A 24,141-nucleotide genomic window follows, 5' to 3' on the forward strand; every position below is an offset into this window, starting at 1 on the left:
GCTGTGCCTGCAAGCCGTTACAATATGACGAAACGTCACTTTCTTTTACTTGTCGGGTGATTGCCATGCACTGCCCCTTTTGTGGCGCCAATGACACACGCGTTTCCGACTCACGCCTGGTTGCCGAAGGGGATCAGGTCAGACGTCGTCGCCAATGTGCGGTATGCAGTGAACGCTTTACTACCTACGAGACGGCCGAGTTGATCATGCCGCGGGTGATCAAGTCGGATGGCTCACGGGAACTCTTCGACGAAGCCAAGCTGCGTGCCGGCATGCTGCGCTCCCTGGAAAAGCGTCCAGTGGGGGCCGAGGCCATCGAGGCAGCCGTGGAGCGTATCCGCCAGACGCTGCGGGCGCGTGGCGAGCGGGAAATCCATGCTCGTGACGTGGGCGAGGAGGTCATGCATGCGCTCAAGCGCCTCGACAAGGTGGCCTATATTCGCTTTGCCTCGGTGTATCGCAGCTTTCAGGATATCGACGAGTTTCGCGCCGAGATCGACCGCCTGGCGCAGGAGCCCAGTTTCCGCCCCGATGATACGGGGGCGCAATGACTCCCGAGACTTCCGCGCATGCCTGGATGGCGCGAGCCCTGCGTCTGGCACGCCGGGGACTCTACACCACCGACCCGAACCCCAGGGTGGGCTGCGTGCTGGTCAATCAGGACAGGCTGGTCGGCGAGGGCTGGCATGAACGGGCCGGCGAGGCACATGCCGAGGTCCATGCCCTGCAGCAGGCCGGCGACGCGGCGCGCGGCGCCACGGCCTACGTCACTCTGGAACCGTGTTCCCATCAGGGGCGCACCGGGCCTTGCGCCGTGGCTCTGGCCGAGGCGGGTGTGGCGCGTGTGGTCGTCGCCATGCAGGACCCCAACCCAGAGGTCGCGGGACGTGGAATCGACTTGTTGAAAGAGGCTGGGGTCGCGGTCGAGGTCGGCGTCCTGGAAGAAGAGGCGCGCGCCCTCAACCCCGGCTTCATTTCGCGCATGGCGCAAGGGCGGCCGCATGTTCGCCTCAAGATGGCGATGAGTCTGGATGGCCGTACGGCCATGCGGTCCGGGGAATCCCAGTGGATCACCGGGCCCTCGGCACGACGTGAGGTCCAGCGTCTCCGGGCGCGCTCGAGTGCCGTGTTGACGGGGGTCGAATCCGTCATCTTCGACAATTCGCGTCTCACCGTGCGCCCCGAGCAACTCGAACTGGAGCAGGCCGAGTGCATTGCCCGGCGCCAGCCGCTGCGTGTGATCGTCGACTCCCGGTTGCGTCTGCCCCTGGCGTCTGCCTGTCTGTGCGAAGCCGGGCGTACACTGGTGTTCACGGTAGCCGGCCATGATCGCGAACGCCGTGCCGAGCTGGAAGCCGCCGGTGCCGAGGTGGTGGAAGTGGCGGCCGAAGAGAGCGGACGCGTCGAGCTGGCGGCACTACTGGCCTATCTGGCGACCCGGGAGGCGGCCAATGAGGTGCTGCTGGAGACGGGGGCAACGCTGGCAGGGGCCATGTTCGATGCCGGCCTGGTGGACGAGATGCAGTTGTTCGTCGCCCAGACCCTGCTGGGCGGCGAGGCGCGGCCGCTTTTCGAGCTGCCGGGGATGACGCGCATGGATGAGCAGCGCCCGCTGCAGATTCTGGATATTCGCGCCGTGGGCGAGGACTGGCGCATCACCGCCGTGCCTCGTCAGCGCGAGCTGTCGGTATCCGTCTGACGCCACGTTCTGACCTGGAGAGGGCTTCAGGGGGCGCTCCTGCGGTCGACTGACCTGGCACTGGCTGACAAGGTGACGAGCGAAGGTTGGACCACGCCTAGCGCCCGCGCCCGTGCCACGGTACCCTAACGCGGTTTCAGGTGGGTGACGCCTGACGGCGACGGAAATGTGGTCACTCGGCGACAGCCGCCACGCTCAAAGATGGAGAATCCATGGTGCACTCCTCCAACGGGGGCCTTTCCCCCATTCCAGAGCTGATCGAGGATATTCGCCAGGGGCGGATGGTCATCCTCATGGATGATGAGGATCGCGAGAATGAAGGCGACATCATCATGGCCGCGGAGAAGGTCGAGGCCGAGCACATCAACTTCATGGCGCGGCATGCCCGGGGGTTGATCTGCCTGCCGATGACGCGCGAGCGCTGTGAAAGGCTGCAGCTGCCGCTGATGGTCACCGGCAACGGCTCGGGGTTCGGGACCAAGTTCACTCTCTCCATCGAGGCCGCCGAGGGCGTCACCACCGGCATTTCCGCCGCCGACCGAGCGCGCACGGTCCAGGCCGCGGCCGCACGGGATGCCAGGCCGGAGGATTTGGTCCAGCCCGGGCATATCTTCCCGCTGATGTCGGAGCCGGGTGGCGTGCTGCGGCGTGCTGGCCACACCGAGGCGGCCTGCGATCTGTCGGCGCTGGCCGGCCTGGATCCCAGCGGGGTCATCTGCGAGGTCATGAATGATGATGGCAGCATGGCCCGCCGTCCCGAGCTGGAGCGCTTTGCCCAAGAACATGGCCTCAAGATGGGGACCATCGCCGACCTGATACACTACCGCATCCACAACGAGCAGACCGTCGAGCTGGTCGAGTCGCTGCCGGTTCAGACACCACACGGCGCGCTGGATCTGCATGTCTTCCGCGATCGCATTCAGGGCGCTCACCATCTGGCCCTGGTCAAGGGCAGGCCGGATCCGCAGACATTGACCACGGTACGTGTCCACTTGACCAACGTGATGCGAGACCTGCTGTCGCTGCAGAAAGGGGAGCATGACAGCTGGTCGGCCCATGAGGCAGTCGCGGAAATCGCCCGGGTCGAGCAGGGGGTGTTCGTGTTGCTGGATGATGGCCGGCCGCGGCAGGACCTGCATGACCTGGTCGAGCAGTTCCTCGAACGCCGTCGACCGTTGCGCACCACCGACTCCGATGGCGCCGGCAACTACCTGACCATCGGCACCGGCTCGCAGATCCTGCGTGATCTCGGCGTCGGCCGGATGCGCCTGCTGAGCTCACCCTGGCGGTTCTCGGCGCTCTCCGGCTTCGATCTCGAGGTCGTCGAGCGTGTCGACCCCGATGGCAGAACGGTGGCTGCTGGCGATCACTGAAAGTGCCATCATCAATGGATGAACAACGCGCAGCTGCGCCGCCCGTGTCGAGACTCGGACTCGCGAACCGGCAGCTCGCCATACCGGATTGATCAGGAACAGAACATGCAACCGATTTCTCAAGTCGAAGGAAGCTTCGTCGACGTCGATGGCCGCTACGTGATCGTGGTCGGTCGTTTCAATCATCATGTGGTCGACAGTCTGGTCGAGGGTGCGGTGGACAGCCTGACCCGCCATGGGGTGGATGAAGCCAATATCGACATTATCCACGCCCCCGGAGCCTGGGAACTGCCGCTGGCGATTCAGCGCGCCCTGCGTGCGGTCCAGCCCGAAGCGGTGATTGCCCTGGGCGCGGTGATCCGCGGCGGCACGCCACATTTCGAGCATGTGGCCGGTGAGTGCAACTCGGCGCTGAGTCGTCTGCAGCTGGAGTTCGAAACACCGGTGGCGAATGGCGTGCTGACGGTCAATTCCATCGAGCAGGCCATCGAGCGTGCCGGCACCAAGGCCGGCAACAAGGGCACCGAAGCGGCCATGGCGGCCATGGAAATGGTGTCCTTGATGCGCCGCCTGGAAGCGCCCTCAAGCGGAGACGAGCAATGAGCGGTCAGCAGCGTCAGCCCTCGAAGTCCCAGCAGTCGCGTCGTGCCGCCCGTGAGCTGGCCGTCCAGGGGCTATATCAATGGCACATGACCGGCAAGGCGGTCACCACCCTGGAAGCAGAGTTCCGCGGTCAGGTCGCCGACGAGGATCTGGAAGATCATGAAAACTGGCACAAGGTCATGGAGATCGCTGACCTGGCGTTGTTTCACGAGCTCCTGCATGGCGCGGTGAGCCAGCAGGAGGTCATCGACGGGCATCTGGCACCGGTCCTCGATCGCCGCCTGGATGAGCTGGACGCCATCGAGCTGGCCATTCTGCGCCTGGGTACCTATGAGCTGGGCTTTCGCATGGATGTGCCGTACCGTGCGGCCATCAACGAAGGCGTCGAGCTGGCCAAGTCATTCGGCGCCACGGAGGGACACCGCTATGTCAATGGCATTCTCGACAAGCTGGCGGTTCAACTTCGCGCCGCCGAGGTCGAAGCGCGTCGTCGCTGAAGGCTGTCGAGCGAATGCATAGCGAATTCGAGCTGATTTCCCGTTTTCTCACGCCTGCCTCCCGGAGCACCGAGGCCGGCGTTGCGCTGGGGATCGGGGATGATGCGGCCCTGCTGACGCCTGCACCGGGACAGCGCCTGGCGGTAAGTGTCGATACCTCGGTGGCCGATGTGCATTTTCCGGCCTCGGCCCCGGCACGGGCCATCGGCCATCGGGCGCTGGCGGTCAGCCTCAGCGATCTGGCGGCCATGGGGGCCAGGGCGCGCTGGTGTCTCATGTCGCTGACGCTGCCGGAGCCCGACGGGGACTGGGTGGCGGCGTTCGCGGAGGGCTTTCATGCGCTGTGTCGCGACACGGACGTCGAGCTGGCAGGAGGCGATGTCAGCCGTGGTGAGCTGGCGGTGAGCGTGACCGTCATGGGTGAGGTCCCGCCCGGCGAAGCGTTGACACGGACCGGGGCTGAGCCGGGGCATCATCTGGCGGTGACCGGTGTGCTGGGTGGCGGGGCAGGTGGCCTGGCGCACTGGCAGGCCGGCGAACGTGATCTGTCCACGCCTCTGCTGGGGCGCTATCTGCTGCCCGAGCCGCGCCTGTCGGCTGGAATGGCGCTGCGTGGTCTGGCGAGTGCCGCCATCGACATCTCCGATGGCCTGCTGGCCGATCTGGGACATCTGTGTCAGGCCTCGGGGCTGGGGGCCAGGCTCTGCCCCGAATCGCTTCCGCTGGCCGTGGGGCTCGTCGACCGGCTCGGCACTGACCCGGCGCTGCAGGCCGCGCTGAGTGGTGGAGATGATTACGAGCTATTGGTGAGCCTGTCGCCGGACAGCCTTGAACCGGCCAGACAGCGACTGGCGGCACTGGAGGTGCCGCTGACCGTGATCGGCAGCTTCACCAGTGAGCCTGGCCTGCAAGGAGTCGATGCCTCGGCGCCATCGGGCTGGCAGCACTTTCCGGGAGAGAGGCCATGAATCGAGCCCCGAAGAGCGTCTGGCATCGTCCGGCCCATTTCCTGGCATTCGGCTTCGGCAGTGGTGCGGTGCCCTTTGCCCCGGGCACCTTCGGTACCTTCGCCGCGATCCCCTGCTACTGGTTGCTCTCGGAACTGCCCCTGGGCTGGTACATGCTGGTCGTGGCGGTTGCCTTCATCTGGGGCATCTGGCTGTGTGACAAGACATCCCGCGACCTCGGCGTGCATGATCACTCAGGTATCGTCTGGGACGAGTTCGTCGGCTACTGGCTGACCATGGCCGCGGTCCCCTTCTCCTGGGAGGCGGCAATCTGGGGCTTTGTGGTCTTTCGGGTGTTCGATGTCTTCAAGCCCTGGCCGATCCGCTGGGCGGATCGGCGCGTGGCGGGCGGCTTCGGCATCATGATCGACGATGTGCTGGCCAGTGTGTATGGCTGGAGTACCATGCACCTGTGGTTCTGGCTGCATTGAGCCGAGCTGCCGGTGTGGTGTGCCCGAAGACTCGGAGCGCCCGCCGGTGGACACCGGGCGGTCGCGTCACCAGACATGGAGCAGTCAATGCGCAAGGAAAGGTTGATCGTGCCGGTCATCCTGGGCGTGGCATTGGCCTGGGCCGTGGCCCAGACGATTGCCAGCCTGATGTTCGAGCGCGAGCTGGTTCGCGCCATTCGCGACCTCCAGGCGCGTGGAGAATTATCCATCTGGCGCAGGGAGGCCGACCAGGGCTGGCTTACCTCGTCCGGGGTCATTGAACTGGCACCGCTCTTCGGTGATCTTTGGCACCTTGAGATTCACTACCATGCCCGCCATGGGCTGCTCAGCACGCGCATGGAGGGGTCTCTCGACCCTCACCTGGATGGCGTTGCCGAAGAAGCTGCCATACGCCCCGCTTGGGAGGCACGTTATCACCTGCTGTCCGGTACCTTCGATGGTTCCATGGAGCTGGCCCCGCTGGAGGTGCGTCAGGAAGAGCGGACTTTCACGTTGCGCGGTACACGCTTCGCCGTTCAGGGCGAGTTCGGCAACTGGCGGGGGCGGGCCCATGTCGAGTCGGCTCGTCTCGAAGACGGCAACACCATGCTCGAGGCGGGCCCCATTACGCTCGAGAGCCGTTATGCCTATGTCGATGGTGCCTATCATTTCACCCAGCGGGATCTGCTCAAGGTCAACGGTCTAAGCTGGCGCTCTCCCGATCTGGCGCTGAACGCCGAACAGCTGGTGCTGCACAGCAAGACCGAGCTCGACGAAGAAGAGCTGCGGGTGCGCGCCGAGCTGGGGCTGGGGCAGGTCATGTCGGCGGATCAGGTCCTGCTGGAAGGCTCAATGGTGGGCGAACTGTCGCGCCTCGACGCCGATGCCCTGCGTTCCCTGCTGGCACACTTGAAAAGCGCTACCGCGCGTGGTGGTGCCGGCTTGCGTGGACGCGACCTGCTGGCTTACCTGGCCGACGACATCCGCCGGCTGATGAGCGATTCGCCGCGCTTCGATCTCTCCGAGGTGGATCTCGACAGCCCGATGCTGGGCCTGACGCTGAACGGTGAGGGCGCCCTGATCTTCGATGGTCGCGATCTGTCGGCCCTGGAGCCGGAACTCCTTTACACCGAAGCGGAGCAGGGCGCCTGGCGCGAGCGCCTGGACGGCGACTTCCTGTGGCAGGATCTGCCTGCTGTGGTCTCGCTGTGGCTGGGCCTGCCGCTGGATACCGACGACCTGCAGCTCGACGTCGTCAGTGGCCAGGTGCGACTCAATGGTCGTCCGCTTTCGGCATTCTCGCCGCCCCTGCCATGACTTGAAGTTTCCGCTCTTCGCCCGCATTCCCTGATCATCACGGGACGTATTATCCCGTCCTTTCAGGATGAGGTACGCATGAGCGACGACAACGATCAAGGTATCGAACAGGACGGCCTGGAATGGGTCCAGGTCGAGGAAAGTGAAGAGCCCCTGCAGCCCGGCAGTGGCATGGGGCAGGCCGTCGTGCCGGCCAGTGACAGCCTTCCCGAGCGCATCTATCTGCTGCCGGTGCACAATCGTCCCTTCTTTCCGGCCCAGGTTCAGCCCCTGGTGATCAATCGTGAGCGCTGGGAAGAGACCATCCAGCGGGTCGGTAACACGCCTCACCAGATGGTGGGGCTGGCCTTCGTCGGCGAAACCGGCGTCGAGGAACTGGGCCATGACGACTTCCCGGAAGTCGGCACCACCGTCAAGGTCCACAAGCTCCAGGGTGAAGACTCCCAACTGCAGTTCATCGCCCAGGGGATGCGCCGCTTCCGCATACAGCGCTGGCTGTCCAAGGAACCGCCCTACCTGGTCGAGGTCAGCTATCCGCGCGAGCCGGTCGAGCCCGAGGAAGACGAGACCCGTGCCTATGCCATGGCCCTGATCAACGGCATCAAGGAACTGCTGCCGATCAATCCCCTGTATGGCGAAGAGCTCAAGCACTACCTCAATCGCTTCAGCCCGCATGAGCCCGGCCCCCTGACCGACTTTGCCGCGGCCATCACCTCGGCCAAGGGCCCCGAGCTACAGGATGTGCTGGGGACCCTGCCGGTCATCGAGCGCATGCAGAAGGTACTGCCGCTGCTGCGCAAGGAAATCGAGGTGGCCCAGCTGCAGAGCGAGATCAGCGAGCAGGTCAATGCGCAGATGCAGGAACGTCAGCGTGAGTTCTTCCTGCGCGAGCAGCTCAAGGTGATTCAGCGCGAACTGGGCATTTCCAAGGATGACCGGGAAAACGATGTCGACACCTTCCGCGCCCGGCTGGCCGACAAGGTCGTGCCCGAGCGGGCCATGGAGCGCATCAATGATGAGCTCGACAAGCTCTCGGTGCTGGAGACCGGCTCGCCGGAATATGGCACCACCCGGCACTATCTCGACTGGCTCACTTCGCTGCCCTGGGGCGTCACCAGCGATGACCAGCTCGATCTGGCGCATGCGCGTACGGTGCTGGATCGCGACCATGATGGCCTGAAGGACGTCAAGGAACGCATCGTCGAGTTTCTCGCCGAGGGCACCTTCAAGGGTGATGTAGGCGGGTCCATCCTGCTGCTGGTGGGGCCCCCGGGGGTCGGCAAGACCTCGGTCGGCCGCTCCATCGCCGAAGCACTGGGGCGTGAGTTCTATCGTTTCTCGGTGGGCGGCATGCGTGACGAGGCCGAAATCAAGGGCCACCGTCGCACCTATGTGGGCGCCATGCCCGGCAAGCTCGTGCAGGCCCTCAAGGAGGTCGAGGTCGAGAATCCGGTGATCATGCTCGATGAGGTCGACAAGATGGGGCAATCCTTCCAGGGGGACCCGGCCTCGGCCCTGCTGGAAGTGCTCGATCCGGAGCAGAACATCGACTTTCTGGATCACTATCTGGACGTGCGCCTCGATCTGTCGAAGGTGTTGTTCGTGTGCACCGCCAACACCCTGGACTCCCTGCCACCGGCCCTGCTCGATCGCATGGAGCAGATTCGTCTTTCCGGCTACATTGCCGAGGAGAAGATGGCGATCGCCAAGCACCACCTCTGGCCCAAGCTGCTCAAGCGCGACCAGATTCCCAAGAAGCGCATCAATCTCACCGATGCCGCGCTGCGTCAGATCATCGAGGGCTATGCCCGCGAAGCCGGGGTGCGGCAGCTCGAGAAGCAGCTGCATCGCATCGTGCGCAAGGCGGCGGTCAAGCTGCTGGAAAACGGTCAGCAGTCGATCAAGGTCTCGGTGAAGAACCTCGAGGAATTCCTCGGCGCGCCGACCTTCCGCAAGGAAAAGGTCATGAAGGGCGAGGGCGTGGTGACCGGCCTGGCCTGGACCTCGATGGGCGGTGCTACCCTGTCCGTCGAGGCCGGCAAGGTGCATGCGCTGGATCGCGGCTTCAAGCTGACCGGCCAACTGGGCGAGGTCATGAAGGAATCGGCGAACATTGCCTACAGCTATGTGCTGGGGCATCTGACCGAGTATGGGGCCGATGCCGATTTCTTCGATTCGGCCTTCGTGCACCTGCACGTGCCGGAAGGCGCCACGCCCAAGGATGGCCCCTCGGCCGGGGTCACCATCACCACGGCCCTGCTGTCGCTGGCGCGTCACGAGCCCGTCGACCGGCCGCTGGCCATGACCGGGGAGCTGACGCTGACCGGGCAGGTCCTGCCGGTGGGGGGCATTCGCGAAAAGATTATCGCGGCGCGTCGCAGCGAGATCTTCGAGGTGATCCTGCCGGATGCCAACCGGCGTGACTACGAAGAGCTGCCGGACTACCTGCGCGAGGGCCTGACGGTGCATTTCGCCGGTCATTATCGGGATGTGGCCAGGGTGGTGTTCGCTTAGGAAACCACTGATTTATTACTGCGCTCGATATCTTGGCTGCCGGCGGTACTCAATATCCTCATTTACTGGCGTGTAAACTGCGGTATTTCCGTTCCGGCGGCAGCCAACCTATCTTCGCTCGTCACATAAATCAGCGCTTCCTTGGCCGCTGGCCACGAGCTACGAGTTGGAGACGCGCCGCCAGTGGATGGGTTGCCGTCTGTCTGGGCGGTGCCATCGTTCTGCTCGCTGCTCGCTGCTCGCTGCTCGCTGCTCGCTGCTCGCTGCTCGCTGCTCGCTGCTCGCCGCTCGCCTCGCTATTGAAAATCTTCCATGCTTTCCCGGTATTCGATAAAGGCCTGCCTGCGCTGTTCGGCATGGGCCAGGGCTATGGGGGCGCCGTTCTGCTTGGCGACCTCCATGGCGATATCCAGCTGCTCGATGCCCTGGTCGATACGCCCCGTCAGTTGCAATTGCTCGGCACGGGCAATATGCCCCCAGGCCTTGCGTTCGCTGTGGCCAGCCGCTTCGGCCAGCAAAGCGAACACTTGAGGGTCCTCGGGGCGGTCGTTCGCCAGGTCGTGGAGGACGTGGTACGCCGCGTTGGGGTCACGCTGCAACAGCGCCTCACCGAGCACCAGGCGGGCCGGGAAGTAGCCCGGCATCAGCCGTAGCTGGTGTCGGCTGCGGGCGATGGCCTGCTCGATGAGGCCGGCATCCAGCGCTATTGCGGCGGCGCTGGCCGGCAGCAGGGAGAGGTCAGGGTGCTGCTCGGCCAGGACATCCAGGATAGCCAAGGCGTCTTGGATCCTGCCTTGCTTGGCATCGATCAGCGCCTGCAGGTAGCGTCTAGCATCCTGCGGGGCGCCATCCTTTGCCTGACGCGTTACGGCCTGGCGCGGGTTGCGATGATGAATGGCCAGCAGACTCCGGGCGCGCACCAGCTGATACTCCAGGCTGTCGGTTCCCGAGGCCTCGATCTGTAGCTGATCGACGCGGCTCTGGGCGTCACTGATGCGTGATTGCGTGACCGGGTGTGTCAGCAGGAATTCCGGCGGGCTTCCGCCCTGCAGAGAGATCATGCGCTGCATGGTACGGAACATGTCGACCATGGCCTGTGGATCATAGCCGGCCCCGGCCATGATCTGCAGCCCGCTGCGATCGGCCTCGTGCTCGTAACGCCGGGAGTAGGCCAACTGGTCCTGGATGAAGGCGGCCTGAGAGCCCATGGCGGCGGCGATGCCGGCGTCGCCTCCGCCGCCGGCCGCGATCAGCATACCAGCCAGCATGGCGGCCATGGTCGGGATCTGGGTCTGTTCGGCGCGGGCCTTGCGGCGCGCGTAGTGGCGTTGTTCCAGGTGCCCCAGCTCGTGGGCGATGACCGAGACCAGGGGCGCCTCCTGCTCGGCAAAGGCGAACAGGCCGGTGTTGATGCCGATGACTCCGCCCGGTACGGCAAAGGCATTGAGCCGTTCACTGCCGACCAGGGTGGTAATCGGGTCGATGCCGACCAGGCTGGCATGGGGCAGCAACTGGGCCACCAGCGCTTCCACGTAGGCCTGGGTGATGGGATCATCCCAGGTGCTGGCATGAGCGCGAAACTGCCGTAACCAGGTGCGGCCCAGCTGGGTCTCTTCACCACTTACCGCCTGAGTATTACTGTTGACCAGCGTCGGTAACTCGGGTGGTTCCAGGTCCAGGTTCAGGGCTTTGCTCGGGGTGGCCAGGGTCAGGCACACCACCGCCATGCCAAGGCAGGTAGCGAGTCGTCGAAGCATCTTGGTCTCGTCAAGTACTTGAATCCAGCGTCGGCGGTTTCGTCCGGCCATTTTTCCATGCCAGCCTTCCTGTGACAGCCGCGGGGGCATAAAGTGCCGAACCGGATATCGTCCGGATAACCTGATTACAGACTCCATCCTAGAGTAATGCCAACTACCGGGTACAGGTGTCTGTTTCGTTTCTCGGGTCCCTGCCCGTGGTCTAAATGCTTCTCGACAGGGAGAAAAATACAGTAGGCTAGATAAGATACCCCGTCTCTTGAGGGCGGCGATCACTTCTTGTGCTGGGTGACAGTACGTCATCCCTTGTCATCGGAGCGCTTGGGCATATGCTGAAACCTCAAGGCCATCCTGGCCGTATCCGTACCCGGGTCTGCACGGGGCTGGCAGTCTGCAGCGTCCTGTTCAGCACCGGTCTGTCAGCCCAGCAAGCAGGCAGTGAAGAGGGCGGCGAGGTCCCCGCCGTGGTTCGGGCGCAGGACGAAGCCGAGTTTTCGAGCATCCTGGCCGGCACCGTCAAGGCGTTACCCTTCAAGGAAGGCGAGACCTTTGCCAAGGGAGATCTGCTGGTGGAGCTCGACTGTGACGAGCAGCTCGCCCAGGTACAGGCCGCTTCCGCGGATTACCAGGCGGCCAGCGCGGAGTACCGCTCGCGCCAGGCCCTGCTGGATCGCGGGGCCATCGGTCGGGTCGAGGTCGAGGTGGCCAGGGCCAGGGCGGCCGAAGCCAGGGCACAGCGGCAGCTCGCCCAGGCAAGGGTGTCCGGTTGTGAGATTACGGCCCCCTTCGCGGGTCGCGTCGCCGATTTGTCGGTCAATGCCTTCGAATACGTCGAGCCCTCGCAACCCCTGCTGCACGTTGTCTCGACGCAAAAGCCGACGGTGGAACTTCAGGCGCCGGCTGAGTGGCTGCGCTGGATCGAGGAAGGCACCCAGGGCCGTGTGCGCTTCGATGCAGCCGAGGGCTGGTTCGATATTCGTATCACCGGCATCGGGGCCACGGTCGACCCGGTCAGCAAGACGGTTGACCTGACGGCTGCCTTTCAGAAGAAGGTTCCGGGGATTCTGCCAGGCATGTCCGGTATCGCCAGGTTCGAGTGAGTGTCATGACATCGGAATCGCACTCCGGCAACAAGACCTTTACCAACCCGCATGCCGGTCAGTCGTCGACCGAGGGTCACTCTGCCGGCAGCGCCGCCGGCCTGTTGCGTATCCTGCAATTCGAGGCCGATCTGCGGCGTATCGAGAGCGAGCGCGAACTGGCCTTTTACCTGGCCAACGAGTCGCGCCAGGTGCTCGGCTTCCGACAGGCTTTTGTGTTTCGCAAGCGCCGTCAGTGGCGGCTCGAAGCGGTCTCCTCGGTGACCAACTTCGACCGCCAGTCGTCAGTCAACCGCCAGATGACCCAGCTGGTTTCGGGGGTCATCGAAGGCAGCGAAACAGGCGTCAAGCGCCTGTCTTTGACCGAGGCGTCATCACTCGAGTCATTGCGGGATTACATGTTTCCCCAGGCGCTTTGGATGCCCTTGACGACCCGCAAGGGGCGGGTCTTCGGCGGCCTGCTGGTGCTGCACGAAAAGCCTTGGTCGGAGCCCGTCCTGCCCTTGGCAGAGCGAGTGGCCGAAGCCGGGGCTCATGCCTGGCAGTCTCTCGAGGGTCGTCGCCTGGATCGGCGTCGCTGGCTGCCCCCGCGGATTATCTGGCCCGCCCTGCTGTTGACCCTGTGCCTGCTGGGGTTCGTGCAGGCGCCTCTGACGGTGCTGGCGCCCGTCGAGGTCACCAGCCAGGAGCGACTGGCGGTCCCCGTGCCCATTCAGGGGGTCATCGATACGGTCGAGGTGGAGCCCAACCAGCCAGTGAACAAGGGCGACGTTCTGGTGCGCCTGGAAGACACCGAGCTGCGTAATAAGCTGGCGATCGCCAGCCGTAAGGTGGCGGTAGCACAGGCGCGTCTGACGCAGTTGCAGAATGCCTCCTTTGTCGATCGTGAGGCCGCGCGGGAATTGAAGGTGGCGCAGGCCGAGCTGGCGCTGGCCCAGTCGGAACGGGAACTGGCCGAAGACCGGCTCGACCGGGCCACCATCCGTGCCCGCGAGGATGGTGTGGCCGTGTTCGACGACCCCACGGCACTGACCGGTCGGCCGGTGAGTGTCGGTGAAAAGATCATGGAGCTGGTGTCGCCGGAGACCCTGGAGTTCACCGTACGGCTACCGGTGATGGACAACATCGACCTGGAAGAGGGCGACAGGGCACGCATCTTCCTCGATGGCGACCCTCTGGCCCCGATCGATGCACGCCTGACGCGCACCAGCTACCGCGCCGTCACCCAGCCTGACGGCAGTTTCGCGTATACGCTCAAGGCCGGCGTGGCCGAGGGCGAGCAAGGGCTGGAGGATGTGCGCGTGGGTGCCTATGGCACGGCACAGCTCTATGGCGAGGAGCACAGCCTTTATTACATCGTCTTCAGACGGCCGCTGAGCTGGGTGCGGCAGACCCTGGGGATCTAGACCATGATCGCCGACAGCCAGGAGGATACCCCACTCCCCCCGCTGCGCGAGGACCTCAATATCTCGCCGGGGGCGCCGCTGCTGAATGGCGCGCCCAGCTGGGTCATCCATGACCCCGTGCGTCATCGTTTCTTCCAGATCGGCCAGCGTAGCGTCGAGATGATTTCGCACTGGTCAGCGGGCTCTGTGGCTCGCCTCAGCGAAGACTTGCTGCGCAAGCGGGCGCTCAGGGTCGGGGCCGAGGAAATTCAGGCCGTGCTGCAGTTCCTGAGGCTCAACGATCTGTTGGCCGAGAGCGGCAGGGGCATTGCCCGGCGTTTCACGGAGCGGGCCGAGAAACAGCGCAGTACCCTGCTGCAATGGGCCCTGCATCGTTACATCTTCTTTCGCATACCGTTGGTGCGACCCAATGGCTTCCTGCACGCCACCTGGCCTGTGGTGCGGCCGCTTTTCACCCGTGGCTTCGTCATCCTGACGGCATTCGTGTTGCTTCTGGCCCTGTACCTGGCCAGCCGGCAGCTCAGCGGCGTCCTGGCCCATGTCCAGGCCGCCTTCACCCCGACCGGCGCGGTGACTTATGCGGTCGCGCTGGTCTTCGTCAAGATACTGCACGAGCTGGGCCATGGCTATCAGGCCGTGGGGCGGGGCCTGCGCGTGCCCGTGATGGGCGTGGCCTTTCTGGTCATGTTTCCACTGCTGTATACCGACCTGACCGACGCCTGGCGCCTTCGCAAGCGCCGCGACCGCCTGCTGGTGAATGCCGCCGGCATCATGGTCGAACTGACGATCGCCGTCTATGCGACACTGTTCTGGTGTTTCCTGCCGGACGGCCCGGCACGCAGTGCGGCCTTCGCGATCGCCACCATCAGCTGGTTCTTTTCCCTGTTGGTCAACCTCAACCCGTTGATGCGTTTCGATGGCTATTACCTGCTGGCCGATGCGCTGGGGGTGCACAATCTGCAGCCGCGGTCTTTCGGCATGGGCAAGTGGGCGCTGCGCGAGTGCCTCTTCGGCCTCGGCGATCCGGCGCCCGAGAGACTCTCCAGGCGCATGCGGGTCTTCATGGTGCTCTACAGCTATGCCACCTGGATATATCGGTTTTTCCTCTTCATCGCCATCGCCCTGATTGTCTATACCTTCTTTTTCAAGGCGCTGGGTATCATCCTGTTCTGCGCAGAAATTGCGTTCTTCATTGCTTCGCCGATATGGCGAGAATTCAAGGTGTGGAAAGACATGCGCCACCGCATAGCACGCTCACGACGTAGCTGGCTCAGTTTCGGTATTGTGGCATTCCTGCTCCTTCTGCTGTGCATACCGTTCTCGACGCGAATACAGGCCCCCGCGATTCTCGACGAAGCCCGCCAGCAGGCCATCTATACGGCCGTCGAGGCGCGGCTCGAGGCAGTGCATGTCAGCGAAGGGCAACGAGTCGAGGCAGGGCAACTGCTGTTTGCCTTCGAGGACCCCGAGTTGCCCCTGGAAATCGAGCAGGCCAGACAGCGTATCGCGCTGAGCAAGGCCCAGCTCCAGGCCATTGCCGGTGATGAGGTGGCGCGTTCGCGGCGTACCGTGGTGGAGCGTCAGCTGGAGCAGCAGCGCGAAACCCTCCAGGCCCTGCAGGACCGACGCGCCGAGATGCAGGTGCGGGCCCCGCACGCTGGCGTGGTGCGCGACATGATGCCCATGCTGCAGACCGGTGCCTGGTTCGGTCGACAGGAGTTTCTGGCGCGGGTCATTGCGCCTGGCAATCCGGTGGTGCGTGGCTATATCCGCGAAGCAGACTTGAGGCGACTGGACCGGCACGCCGGAGGCGAGTTTATCGCCGATGCGTTGACGACTCCCAGTCTGTCGCTTGACACCCTGTCGATCGCCGACTATTCAGTGCAGCGCTTGCCGGACAGCTATCTGATCACCGCCAACGGCGGTGCTATTCCGGTCCAGCAGGCGTCCGGCGAGCCCAGCGGCCAGCAGGAGCGTGAACGTCCGCGGCCCAAGGGCGTGTGGTATCCCGTCGAGGCGCGTATCAGCCCACAGGGCGAGAACCGGGTGCCGCCACTGGAGACCGTGGAAGAGGGCGTGGTGGTGCTGCACAGCCAGCCGGAGGCACTCGCGACCAGATTTTTCCGCCGGGTGGCGCAGGTGCTGATACGCGAGACCGAGTTCTAAGCCGTGTCTGAAAAGTCGGCGCGCAGCCGGTTTCCGACAAAGTGTAGGTCGAGCCGTGGGGCTCAGTTGCACCAGAGTCATTGTCGCCTGAGACCTGGTGTATATGTTCGAGAAATGAACGGGTAGTGCTTCGGTCTTGAGTAAATCGTTTTGCACTAAAGTTCATCTGTCTTAATTCATGCCGGCAAGTATCATGCCTCTTCTCTGGAAGATGGCAGAAGGGTTTCAACCATGATGTTTTGAGCCTGGTAGCAATATTGTTGGTTAGCTGGTGATTTGTCGTGATGTATAAAGTGCAGATTATGGATTCCCCTGGTGAATTGTTCTGAATACGGTACAAGAGCCTGCTCGCAGGCTCTCTCTTGGCGGCGTGGGGAAAGGTGTTTTGATGTGGTCTAAGGTGACTACTACTTCAAGTATTATATATTTGGTTTTTGGATAGAATGGCCAATACTAAGCTCTGGCGCCAATGGCCCGCTTCAGCGCCAGGAATCTGGTGAGCCGATGAGTGACGAATTCGAGCGTGATCAAAGCGTTACCCCTTCCGAGCCGCAGGATCGGCATGAGGCGTACGACGCCGATTTCCTGGCGCTGGAAGAGCGCATCATGTTCGATGGTGCCATGGGCGCCGAGGCGGCCGATGCAGCGGCGGAACAGGCGGATGATGAGCCGGCCGCCCCCGCGGATCCGGCCGACAGCGAGGCGCTGGCCGAGGCGGTGGCCGCCGCGCCGCCGGACCGCTCGGAGATCTACTTCATCGATGGCGGTGTTGATCAGCGCGACAACCTGATGGCCGAGGTTCCTGATGGCGCTGAAGTGGTGGTGCTCGACAGCGAGTCGGATGGAGTCGAGCAGATCCAGACAGCCCTGCAGGGGCGAAGCGACCTGGATGCCATCCATCTGCTCAGCCATGGCGATACCGGTCAGGTTCAGCTCGGCAACACGACCCTGGATGCTGAGAGCATCAATGGCGAGCACGCCCAGGCGCTCACGGCCATCGGCGCGAGCCTTGCCGACACTGGCGATATCCTGGTCTATGGCTGCGACTTCGGCCAAGACGAGAGCACACTCACGGCCTTGTCCAGTGCCACCGGCGCCGACGTGGCGGCATCCACGGATGACACGGGGCATGCCGACCTGGGTGGCGACTGGGAACTCGAAAGCCGCGTGGGCAACATTGAAACCCCAGCGGTTTCACTCTCGGACTGGCAGGGAGTGCTGGCGCCCGAGCCCGAGCTGGACTTGGACACCACGACCAACAATACAACTCAGGTCGCCTCCGACGATTTCCAGAGCGGGGGGCTCTCGGGAGGCTCAGGCTGGAGCGGAGACTGGGAGTTTGTTGATCTCGGTGGTGGCGGCCAGGCTGCTGATGTCGCTGTCGAGTCCAAAGCCGGCTCTCAGGCGCTCTTTATCGAGGATGACGGCATTGGTGTTCAGCGTAGTCTCGACCTTTCGGGTGCTTATGGGGCGACTCTGAACTTCGATTATCTGCGCGATGTTTTCGATACCACCTCCGATACGGTCGAATTACAGATATCGACCGATGGCAACAGCTTCACCACCCTGCAGACTTATGAGGGGCCTGGTGCCGACAGCGATTACCAGAGCACATCCGTCGATATATCCGCCTTCATCTCCGATAGCACGACGATACGTTTTGCCACTGCTGATAATGCAGAATTCACGGATGACGATGAGTTTTATATCGACAATGTTACGGTAGACCGCCAGGAGCCCTATACGACCCTGGCGCTCACCGGGGGTGGTTCGGTAGCAGTTACCAGTCCTGATGTCGGCATCGTGGATGATGGCACGACCCTTGAATCGGCCACCATTACCCTGAGCAACCCACAAACGGGTGATGCACTTTCCATCATTGATGCTCTACCCACGGGCATCACGGCGTCTTCCTATGATTCGGGAACCGGTACGCTCACGCTGACTGGCTCGGCGACTCTCGCCGATTATGAGTCGGCCCTGGCATCCGTCGGTTTTTCTGCCACCAGTGGTCTCGGCATTGATCGTGTGGTCAATGTAGCCGTCAACGATGGTGCTAACGATTCCCGCCCGGCGACGTCCGTCATCTCCGTTGATACCGACACGGATGAAGATGGCGTGCGCAACGCTATGGACATCGACGATGACAATGACGGCATCCTCGATACCAATGAACAGGGAGATGTCATCACCGAGACCTCGGGACTGACGACCGCCTTCGAGCCCATGATTTCGGCCGGGTTCGCGGACGGCACCTATGATGTGGGTAATCCCGGGGAATACCAGTTTTCCACCACCAATGCCTCCGCGCTGGATGGCAGGCTGGATACCTTCGACCCTGGCACCCAGGGGTCGGATGATGGCATTGGGCTCAACGGCGACAGCACGGGCAGCCTGACGCTGGATTACACCAACCCCGTCACTGACCTGAGCTTTGCCTTGTCCGAGTTTGAAGCGGCTTTCGAGGAAGCCACCATCGATGTGTATGACACCGATGGCAACCGCCTGGATGCCAGCAATTACATTGCCCAGATCGGCGATCCCATTGAGTTTTTCGGCAACAATACCTGGGCCGGGCCGGCGACTGACAGTGGCGCCGATGACCAGGACCTCTTCGGCCAGATACAGTTCGACTTCGGTAGCCTGTCCATCGATCGCGTCGAGGTGTCCTGGGATATTATCGACGACTATTCCCTCCGCCTGATCGAGCCCATCTTCACCGCCCAGGAAGTGACATCCGGGCCGCCGGACGCGGATGGCGATGGTCGCAACGATGATGTCGATATCGACAGCGATGACGACGGCATTACCGACAACGTCGAGGCACAGTCGACCTCGGCATATATCGCTCCTTCCGGGAAGGGCACCGGTATCATTGATGTGGATGGCGATGGCCTGGATGACAACTATGACCAGGATATCGGTGACACCAGTGCGGTTGCCTCCGTCGGTCTGAGCCCGGTGGATACCGACAATGACGGCACGCCGGACGTCAAGGATGCCGACTCGGACGGTCATGGCCTGGGCGACGTCCTCGAGCGTGGCGATGGTCAGGGCAGCAGCCTGGCCGGCTCGGACTCCGATAACGATGGTCTGGATGACAACTTCGAAGGCGCCGACATCAATGACGGCTTCGACGTCAATGACGAAAACCTGGATGCCACCGATACCACCTTCAATCTGGCGGATGTCGACAATGACGTCGCCGCGGACGGCTCCGATGCCACGCCACTGACCAATGACTTCAGCTACCGCGACGTCAATAACGACCCGGACAACGACGGTATCGTCAATGCCAACGATATCGACGATGACAATGACGGCATCCTCGATATCAACGAGCAGAACACTTCCTCCACCAGTGTCACTACAGACACCAACATTATCGAAGTCGTCAATAGCGCGGGAACCACCACCACCGACATCGACCTCTCGTCCCTTGGTTTCCAGGTCGGTGATACGGTCGATATCAGCGATGTGGTCGCCGATGGTGACCTGAATGAGTCCGGCGAAACCTTCGTGCTGGATTTCAATGATGGCGAGTTTCAAACCTCGGAATTGGCCACCGGCGAGCAGAACAGCGGCACCCTGGAGCCGGTCAGTCCAGCCGTCAATCAGACCATCAATGTGATCGACCTCGGCGGCGGGGTGGCCGGCATCCGCGTGTTTACCAATGCGCTGTCTGCGGTGAATTCACTCGACGGCAATCCGGCCCTCCAGCATCGCTTTACCATTAGTGGTCAGGCCACGGCGTACAACGACCGTGACAGCGACGGTGATGGCATCCCGGATCGCCTGGATATCGATTCCGATAATGACGGCATCACCGATAATGTCGAGGCCCAGAACACGGCGGACTATATAGCGCCATCCGGCACCGGAAGTGGTATCACTGACGCCGATGGCGATGGCCTGGATGATGCCTATGATGCCGATACCGGCAATGCCAGGCCAGCGGCTTCCGCTGGCCTGACACCGGTGGACACCGACGGCGACGACACCGTGGATGTGCTGGATGCCGACAGCGACAATGACGGCCAGAGCGATATCGAGGAGCGCAACGACGGCCAGGGCAGCAGCCTGGCCAATGCCGACTCGGATATTGATGGCCTCGACGACAACTTCGAGGGGGCAGACAGCAACGACGGGTTCGACGTCAACGATGAGAATATCGACGCCAGCGGCAACTTGGCGCTGGCGGACACAGATAACGACACGGCGGCCGATGGCGCGGATGCCGTGCCGCTCATCAATGATCTGGACTACCGCGATGCAAACCTGCCGCCCAACGCCGTGGATGACAGCCTGTCCGTCGATGAAGACCAGACGCTGAATGCTAGCATCATCGCTAACGACAACGACCCGGAAAATGACCCCCTGAACATCGTTTCCGCCTCCATCGACACCGATGATGACGGCACACAGGAGGCGCTGTCGCTGGGGTCGCAGACCTCCATCACGGTGGGCGGCAACACCATCGGCTCGCTGACTCTGACCGCCGCCGGTGCGCTGTCGTTCACGCCGGCAGCGGACTACAACGGCACCGTACCGACGCTCAGCTATACGCTCTCGGATGGCAATAACCAGACCGACACCGCCGACATCACGATCACGGTCAATGCCGTGGATGATGCGGTGGATGACAACGCGACCACTGATGAAGACACCGCGGTGACCAGCGATGTGCTGGGCAATGATAGCTTCGAGGGCTCGCCGACTGTCAGTGGGGTCACCCAGGGCACCAATGGCAGCGTCACCAACAACGGTGACGGCACGGTGACCTACACGCCGGATGCCGACTTCCATGGCACCGACAGCTACACCTATACGGTGACCTCGGGCGGCGTGACCGAGACGGCGACGGTCAACGTGACCGTGAACCCGGTCAACGACCCGGCGAGCTTCGGTGGGGACACCGCCGGCAGCGGCGATGAAGACACCACGCTGACGGGCACGCTGACGGTCAGTGATAACGCCGATGGCATGAGCAACCCGGACTTCTCGATCGAGACAGGGGATGAGCCGGCCAACGGCACGGCGAGCATCGATGCGGGTACCGGTGAGTGGACCTACACGCCGAACGCCGACTACCACGGCGATGACAGCTTCACGGTCAGCGTCACCGATGACGACGGCAACACCGAGACCCAGACGATCGACGTCACGGTCTCCCCGGTGGCGGATATCGTCAATGACAGCGCGACCACCGACGAGGACACCGCGGTCACCACGGATGTGCTGACCAATGACAACTTCGATTCGCCAGACGCTGAGGTAACCGCGGTCACTCAGGGCACCAATGGCAGCGTCACCAACAACGGTGACGGCACGGTGACCTATACGCCCAATGCCGACTTCAATGGCACGGACAGCTACACCTACACGGTGACCTCGGGCGGCGTGACCGAAACCGCCACCGTCAACGTCACGGTGAATGCCGTGGATGACGGCGTGGTCGACAGCTTCACGACGAACGAAGACACGCCGCTTGATGCCGATGTGTCGACCAATGACACCTTCAGCGCCGCGGCGACCTACAGCCTCAGTGCCGATGCCAGCAACGGCACGGTGTCGATGAACAGTGATGGTACCTTCACCTACACGCCGGACGCCGACTACAACGGCGGTGACGGCTTCAGCTACGACGTCACCGGTGTGAACGGCGACACCGAGACGGTGACGGTGGACCTGACCGTGGATCCGGTGGCCGATACCATGGATGACACGGCGACCACCGACGAGGACACGGCGGTCACCACCAATGTGCTGGCCAACGACAGCTTCGCGGGCACGCCGTCGGTCACCGGGATAACACAGGGCACGAACGGCACAGTCACCAATAACGGCGACGGCACCGTGACCTACACGCCGGATGCCGACTTCAATGGCACCGACAGCTACACCTATACCGTGACCTCCGGCGGTGTGACCGAGACCGCCACGGTCAACGTCACCGTCAACCCGGTGGCGGATGGCGTGGCCGACAGCTTCACCACCCCGGAAGACACACCGCTCAATGACGATGTGTCCGCCAACGACACCTTCAGTGCCGCGGCGAGCTACGAGCTCAACACCGATGCCAGCAACGGCACGGTGGCGATGAACCCGGACGGTACCTTCACCTATACGCCGGATGCCGACTACAACGGCAGTGACAGCTTCAGCTACGACGTCACCGACGTGAACGTCGACACCGAGACGGTGACGGTGGATCTGACGGTCGCGCCGGTCAATGATGCCCCGGTCGGCGTGGATGACAGCCTTGCCGTTACCGAAGACACGTCGGTGACGCAGAATGTACTGGGTAACGATATCGACACCGAAGGCGATCCGTTGACGATCTCCTCGGCGCAGATCGACACCGACGGCGATGGCACCCCGGGTTCGTTGACGCTTGGCAACACCACGCCCCTCACCGATGGCGCGGGCAACCCGATCGGCGATATCACGGTGGATTCGAATGGTGACGTGACCTTCACGCCGGCTTCGAACTACGCCGGCCCGGTACCGGAGCTGACCTACACGCCCAATGACGGCACTGATGACGGCACGCCGGCCAGTGTCAGCATCGGGCCGGTTGCCCCAGTCAACGATGCCCCGGTTTCCACGGCGCTGAATGACCGCTCGAGCAATGACAGTGACACCATCAACCTGGATGTGTCGGGCAACTTCTCCGACCCGGATGACGGCGATGTACTGACCTTCAGTGCCAGCGAGCTGCCGGATGGGTTGACGATGGACGCCAGCGGCACGATCAGCGGCACCATCGACAGCAGCGCCTCGCAGAACGGTCCTTATGCCGTTACCGTCTCGGCGACCGACGCAGAGGGTGAGACGACCAGCCAGGGCTTCACCTGGAGTGTGGCCAACCCGATGCCGGTGGCGGCTGACGACAGCTACACCACCGACGAGGAAACCCCACTGACCATCGCGGTGCCCGGCGTTGTCGGCAATGACAGCGATGCCGACGGAGATGACCTCAGCGTGGCGCTGGCCAGCGGGCCGACCAATGGCAGTGTGACGCTCGATGCCGATGGCTCGCTCACCTACACGCCGGATAGCGATTTCAACGGTACCGACACCTTTACCTACATCCTGACCGATGCCGACGGAGCCACTAACACCGCGACAGTGACGATCAATGTCGGCGCGGTGAATGATGCGCCTACGGGCACGGATGACAGCATCCTGGTCACCGAGGATACTTCGGTCACGCAGAATGTCCTGGGCAACGACAACGACCCAGAAGGCGACCCCCTGACGATCGCCTCCGCCGAGATCGACACCGACGGTGACGGCACGCCGGATGCGCTGACGCTGGGCACGCCTACCGAGATCACCGGTGGCGCCGGGGACCCGATCGGCGAGATCACGGTGGACAGCGATGGGGAAGTGACCTTCACGCCGGCCGCCGACTACATCGGCCTAGTGCCGGACCTGAGCTACACGCCGAATGACGGCACCACCGACGGCACATCGGCCACGGTGGGCTTCGGGCCGATCACCCCGGTCAATGACGCGCCGGTGGCCGGGGATGACAGCTTCACGGTGGCCGAGGACGGCAGCACCAGTGTGCCGGTGCTGGGCAATGACAGTGATGTCGACGGCGACAGCCTGAGCATCACCAGCATCGACGGCCAGGCCGCCACCGCCGGCACGCCGATCAGTCTGGCGGACGGCTCCGGCACGGTGACCCTTGAAGCGGACGGCAGCATCACCTTCACGGCGGCACCGGACTACACCGGCCCGGCCACCTTCGATTACCAGATCACCGATGGCACGGCTACGGCCAGCGCGACGGTCAACGGCACGGTCACGGCGGTCAATGATCCGCCGGTGGCGGTCAACGACAGCTTCACGGTGGCCGAGGACGGCAGCACCTCGGTGGCGGTGCTGGGCAATGACAGCGATGTCGACGGCGATCCGCTGAGTGTGACGGCCATCGATGGCCAGGCGGTCACGGCCGGGGTGCCGGTGACGCTGGCGGATGGCTCCGGCACTGCGACCCTGCAGGCCGATGGCAGCATCACCTTCACCCCGGCGGCGAACTACAATGGCCCGGCGAGCTTCGATTACCGGATCACGGATGGCAACACCACGGCCACGGCTACCGTGTCCGGCAATGTGACATCGGTGAACGACGCACCGGATGCCGTCGAGGACACCATTCCGGTGACCGAGGATACGCCGGTCACGGACAATGTCCTGACCAATGACACCGACCCCGAGGGCAACCCGCTGAGTGTCGACTCGGCGGCCATCGACCAGGAT

The 24,141-nt window shown here is 63.3% G+C and carries 14 protein-coding genes; 13 read left to right on the plus strand and 1 reads right to left on the minus strand.

What is annotated here, in order from left to right; all coding sequences use genetic code 11:
- The first annotated feature begins 65 nt into the window (after positions 1-65).
- The 9 genes from nrdR (at position 66) to lon (ending at position 9,441) form a co-directional block, all read left to right on the plus strand.
- Positions 66-551 (plus strand): transcriptional regulator NrdR, encoded by a 486-nt coding sequence (gene nrdR, locus HHA01_RS01000; RefSeq protein ID WP_141317235.1) that lies wholly within the window; start codon positions 66-68, stop codon positions 549-551.
- A complete protein-coding gene (gene ribD / locus HHA01_RS01005; RefSeq protein WP_141317236.1) occupies positions 548-1,699 on the plus strand; it encodes a bifunctional diaminohydroxyphosphoribosylaminopyrimidine deaminase/5-amino-6-(5-phosphoribosylamino)uracil reductase RibD in 1,152 nt (383 codons plus the stop codon). The genes nrdR and ribD overlap by 4 nt, the downstream gene beginning before the upstream one ends.
- Before the next feature lie 212 nt (positions 1,700-1,911).
- Positions 1,912-3,072, plus strand: a complete 1,161-nt coding sequence (gene ribBA / locus HHA01_RS01010; protein ID WP_141317237.1) for a bifunctional 3,4-dihydroxy-2-butanone-4-phosphate synthase/GTP cyclohydrolase II — start codon at positions 1,912-1,914, stop codon at positions 3,070-3,072.
- A gap of 105 nt (positions 3,073-3,177) precedes the next feature.
- Positions 3,178-3,675, plus strand: a complete 498-nt coding sequence (gene ribH / locus HHA01_RS01015) for a 6,7-dimethyl-8-ribityllumazine synthase (RefSeq protein ID WP_141317238.1) — start codon at positions 3,178-3,180, stop codon at positions 3,673-3,675.
- The gene (gene nusB, locus HHA01_RS01020; protein ID WP_141317239.1) at positions 3,672-4,172 is read left to right on the plus strand and encodes a transcription antitermination factor NusB; all 501 of its coding nucleotides are present in this window, start codon (positions 3,672-3,674) and stop codon (positions 4,170-4,172) included. Before ribH ends, nusB begins: the two co-directional genes overlap by 4 nt.
- A 14-nt stretch (positions 4,173-4,186) precedes the next feature.
- Positions 4,187-5,140 (plus strand): thiamine-phosphate kinase, encoded by a 954-nt coding sequence (thiL, locus tag HHA01_RS01025; RefSeq protein WP_141317240.1) that lies wholly within the window; start codon positions 4,187-4,189, stop codon positions 5,138-5,140.
- The gene (locus HHA01_RS01030; RefSeq protein ID WP_141317241.1) at positions 5,137-5,610 is read left to right on the plus strand and encodes a phosphatidylglycerophosphatase A family protein; all 474 of its coding nucleotides are present in this window, start codon (positions 5,137-5,139) and stop codon (positions 5,608-5,610) included. Before thiL ends, HHA01_RS01030 begins: the two co-directional genes overlap by 4 nt.
- Before the next feature lie 87 nt (positions 5,611-5,697).
- On the plus strand, positions 5,698-6,927 hold the full coding sequence (locus HHA01_RS01035; RefSeq protein WP_141317242.1) for a DUF945 family protein: 1,230 nt from the start codon (positions 5,698-5,700) through the stop codon (positions 6,925-6,927).
- Positions 6,928-7,005: 78 nt separating this feature from the next.
- Positions 7,006-9,441, plus strand: a complete 2,436-nt coding sequence (gene lon, locus HHA01_RS01040; RefSeq protein ID WP_141317243.1) for an endopeptidase La — start codon at positions 7,006-7,008, stop codon at positions 9,439-9,441.
- A 296-nt stretch (positions 9,442-9,737) separates the two neighbouring features.
- Here the strand turns inward: lon and HHA01_RS01045 are convergent, their stop codons facing one another.
- Positions 9,738-11,198, minus strand: a complete 1,461-nt coding sequence (locus tag HHA01_RS01045; RefSeq protein ID WP_141317244.1) for a M48 family metalloprotease — start codon at positions 11,196-11,198, stop codon at positions 9,738-9,740.
- A gap of 329 nt (positions 11,199-11,527) precedes the next feature.
- On the opposite strand from HHA01_RS01045, the gene HHA01_RS01050 reads away from it, so the two are divergent.
- From HHA01_RS01050 to HHA01_RS01065, 4 genes are all read left to right on the plus strand, one after another.
- Entirely contained in the window at positions 11,528-12,298 is a 771-nt protein-coding gene (locus HHA01_RS01050; RefSeq protein ID WP_141317245.1) for an efflux RND transporter periplasmic adaptor subunit, read from the plus strand.
- Between the two features lie 5 nt (positions 12,299-12,303).
- Positions 12,304-13,704, plus strand: a complete 1,401-nt coding sequence (locus tag HHA01_RS01055) for an efflux RND transporter periplasmic adaptor subunit (protein WP_141317246.1) — start codon at positions 12,304-12,306, stop codon at positions 13,702-13,704.
- A gap of 3 nt (positions 13,705-13,707) precedes the next feature.
- Positions 13,708-15,870, plus strand: a complete 2,163-nt coding sequence (locus HHA01_RS01060) for a biotin/lipoyl-binding protein (protein ID WP_141317247.1) — start codon at positions 13,708-13,710, stop codon at positions 15,868-15,870.
- Between the two features lie 504 nt (positions 15,871-16,374).
- Positions 16,375-24,141 (plus strand): Ig-like domain-containing protein (locus tag HHA01_RS01065; RefSeq protein ID WP_141317248.1); only part of this gene is annotated, 7,767 nt, incomplete at its 3' end.

Source organism: Halomonas halmophila, from assembly GCF_006540005.1.
In the GTDB taxonomy this organism is placed as follows: Bacteria; Pseudomonadota; Gammaproteobacteria; order Pseudomonadales; family Halomonadaceae; genus Halomonas; species Halomonas halmophila.

What these genes read in the sequence shown, in the direction of transcription:
- nrdR (WP_141317235.1), top strand. Translation starts at nt 66, where the DNA reads ATGCACTGCCCCTTTTGTGGCGCCAATGACACACGCGTTTCCGACTCA.
- ribD (WP_141317236.1), top strand. Translation starts at nt 548, where the DNA reads ATGACTCCCGAGACTTCCGCGCATGCCTGGATGGCGCGAGCCCTGCGT.
- ribBA (WP_141317237.1), top strand. Translation starts at nt 1,912, where the DNA reads ATGGTGCACTCCTCCAACGGGGGCCTTTCCCCCATTCCAGAGCTGATC.
- ribH (WP_141317238.1), top strand. Translation starts at nt 3,178, where the DNA reads ATGCAACCGATTTCTCAAGTCGAAGGAAGCTTCGTCGACGTCGATGGC.
- nusB (WP_141317239.1), top strand. Translation starts at nt 3,672, where the DNA reads ATGAGCGGTCAGCAGCGTCAGCCCTCGAAGTCCCAGCAGTCGCGTCGT.
- thiL (WP_141317240.1), top strand. Translation starts at nt 4,187, where the DNA reads ATGCATAGCGAATTCGAGCTGATTTCCCGTTTTCTCACGCCTGCCTCC.
- HHA01_RS01030 (WP_141317241.1), top strand. Translation starts at nt 5,137, where the DNA reads ATGAATCGAGCCCCGAAGAGCGTCTGGCATCGTCCGGCCCATTTCCTG.
- HHA01_RS01035 (WP_141317242.1), top strand. Translation starts at nt 5,698, where the DNA reads ATGCGCAAGGAAAGGTTGATCGTGCCGGTCATCCTGGGCGTGGCATTG.
- lon (WP_141317243.1), top strand. Translation starts at nt 7,006, where the DNA reads ATGAGCGACGACAACGATCAAGGTATCGAACAGGACGGCCTGGAATGG.
- HHA01_RS01045 (WP_141317244.1), bottom strand. Translation starts at nt 11,198, where the DNA reads ATGCTTCGACGACTCGCTACCTGCCTTGGCATGGCGGTGGTGTGCCTG.
- HHA01_RS01050 (WP_141317245.1), top strand. Translation starts at nt 11,528, where the DNA reads ATGCTGAAACCTCAAGGCCATCCTGGCCGTATCCGTACCCGGGTCTGC.
- HHA01_RS01055 (WP_141317246.1), top strand. Translation starts at nt 12,304, where the DNA reads ATGACATCGGAATCGCACTCCGGCAACAAGACCTTTACCAACCCGCAT.
- HHA01_RS01060 (WP_141317247.1), top strand. Translation starts at nt 13,708, where the DNA reads ATGATCGCCGACAGCCAGGAGGATACCCCACTCCCCCCGCTGCGCGAG.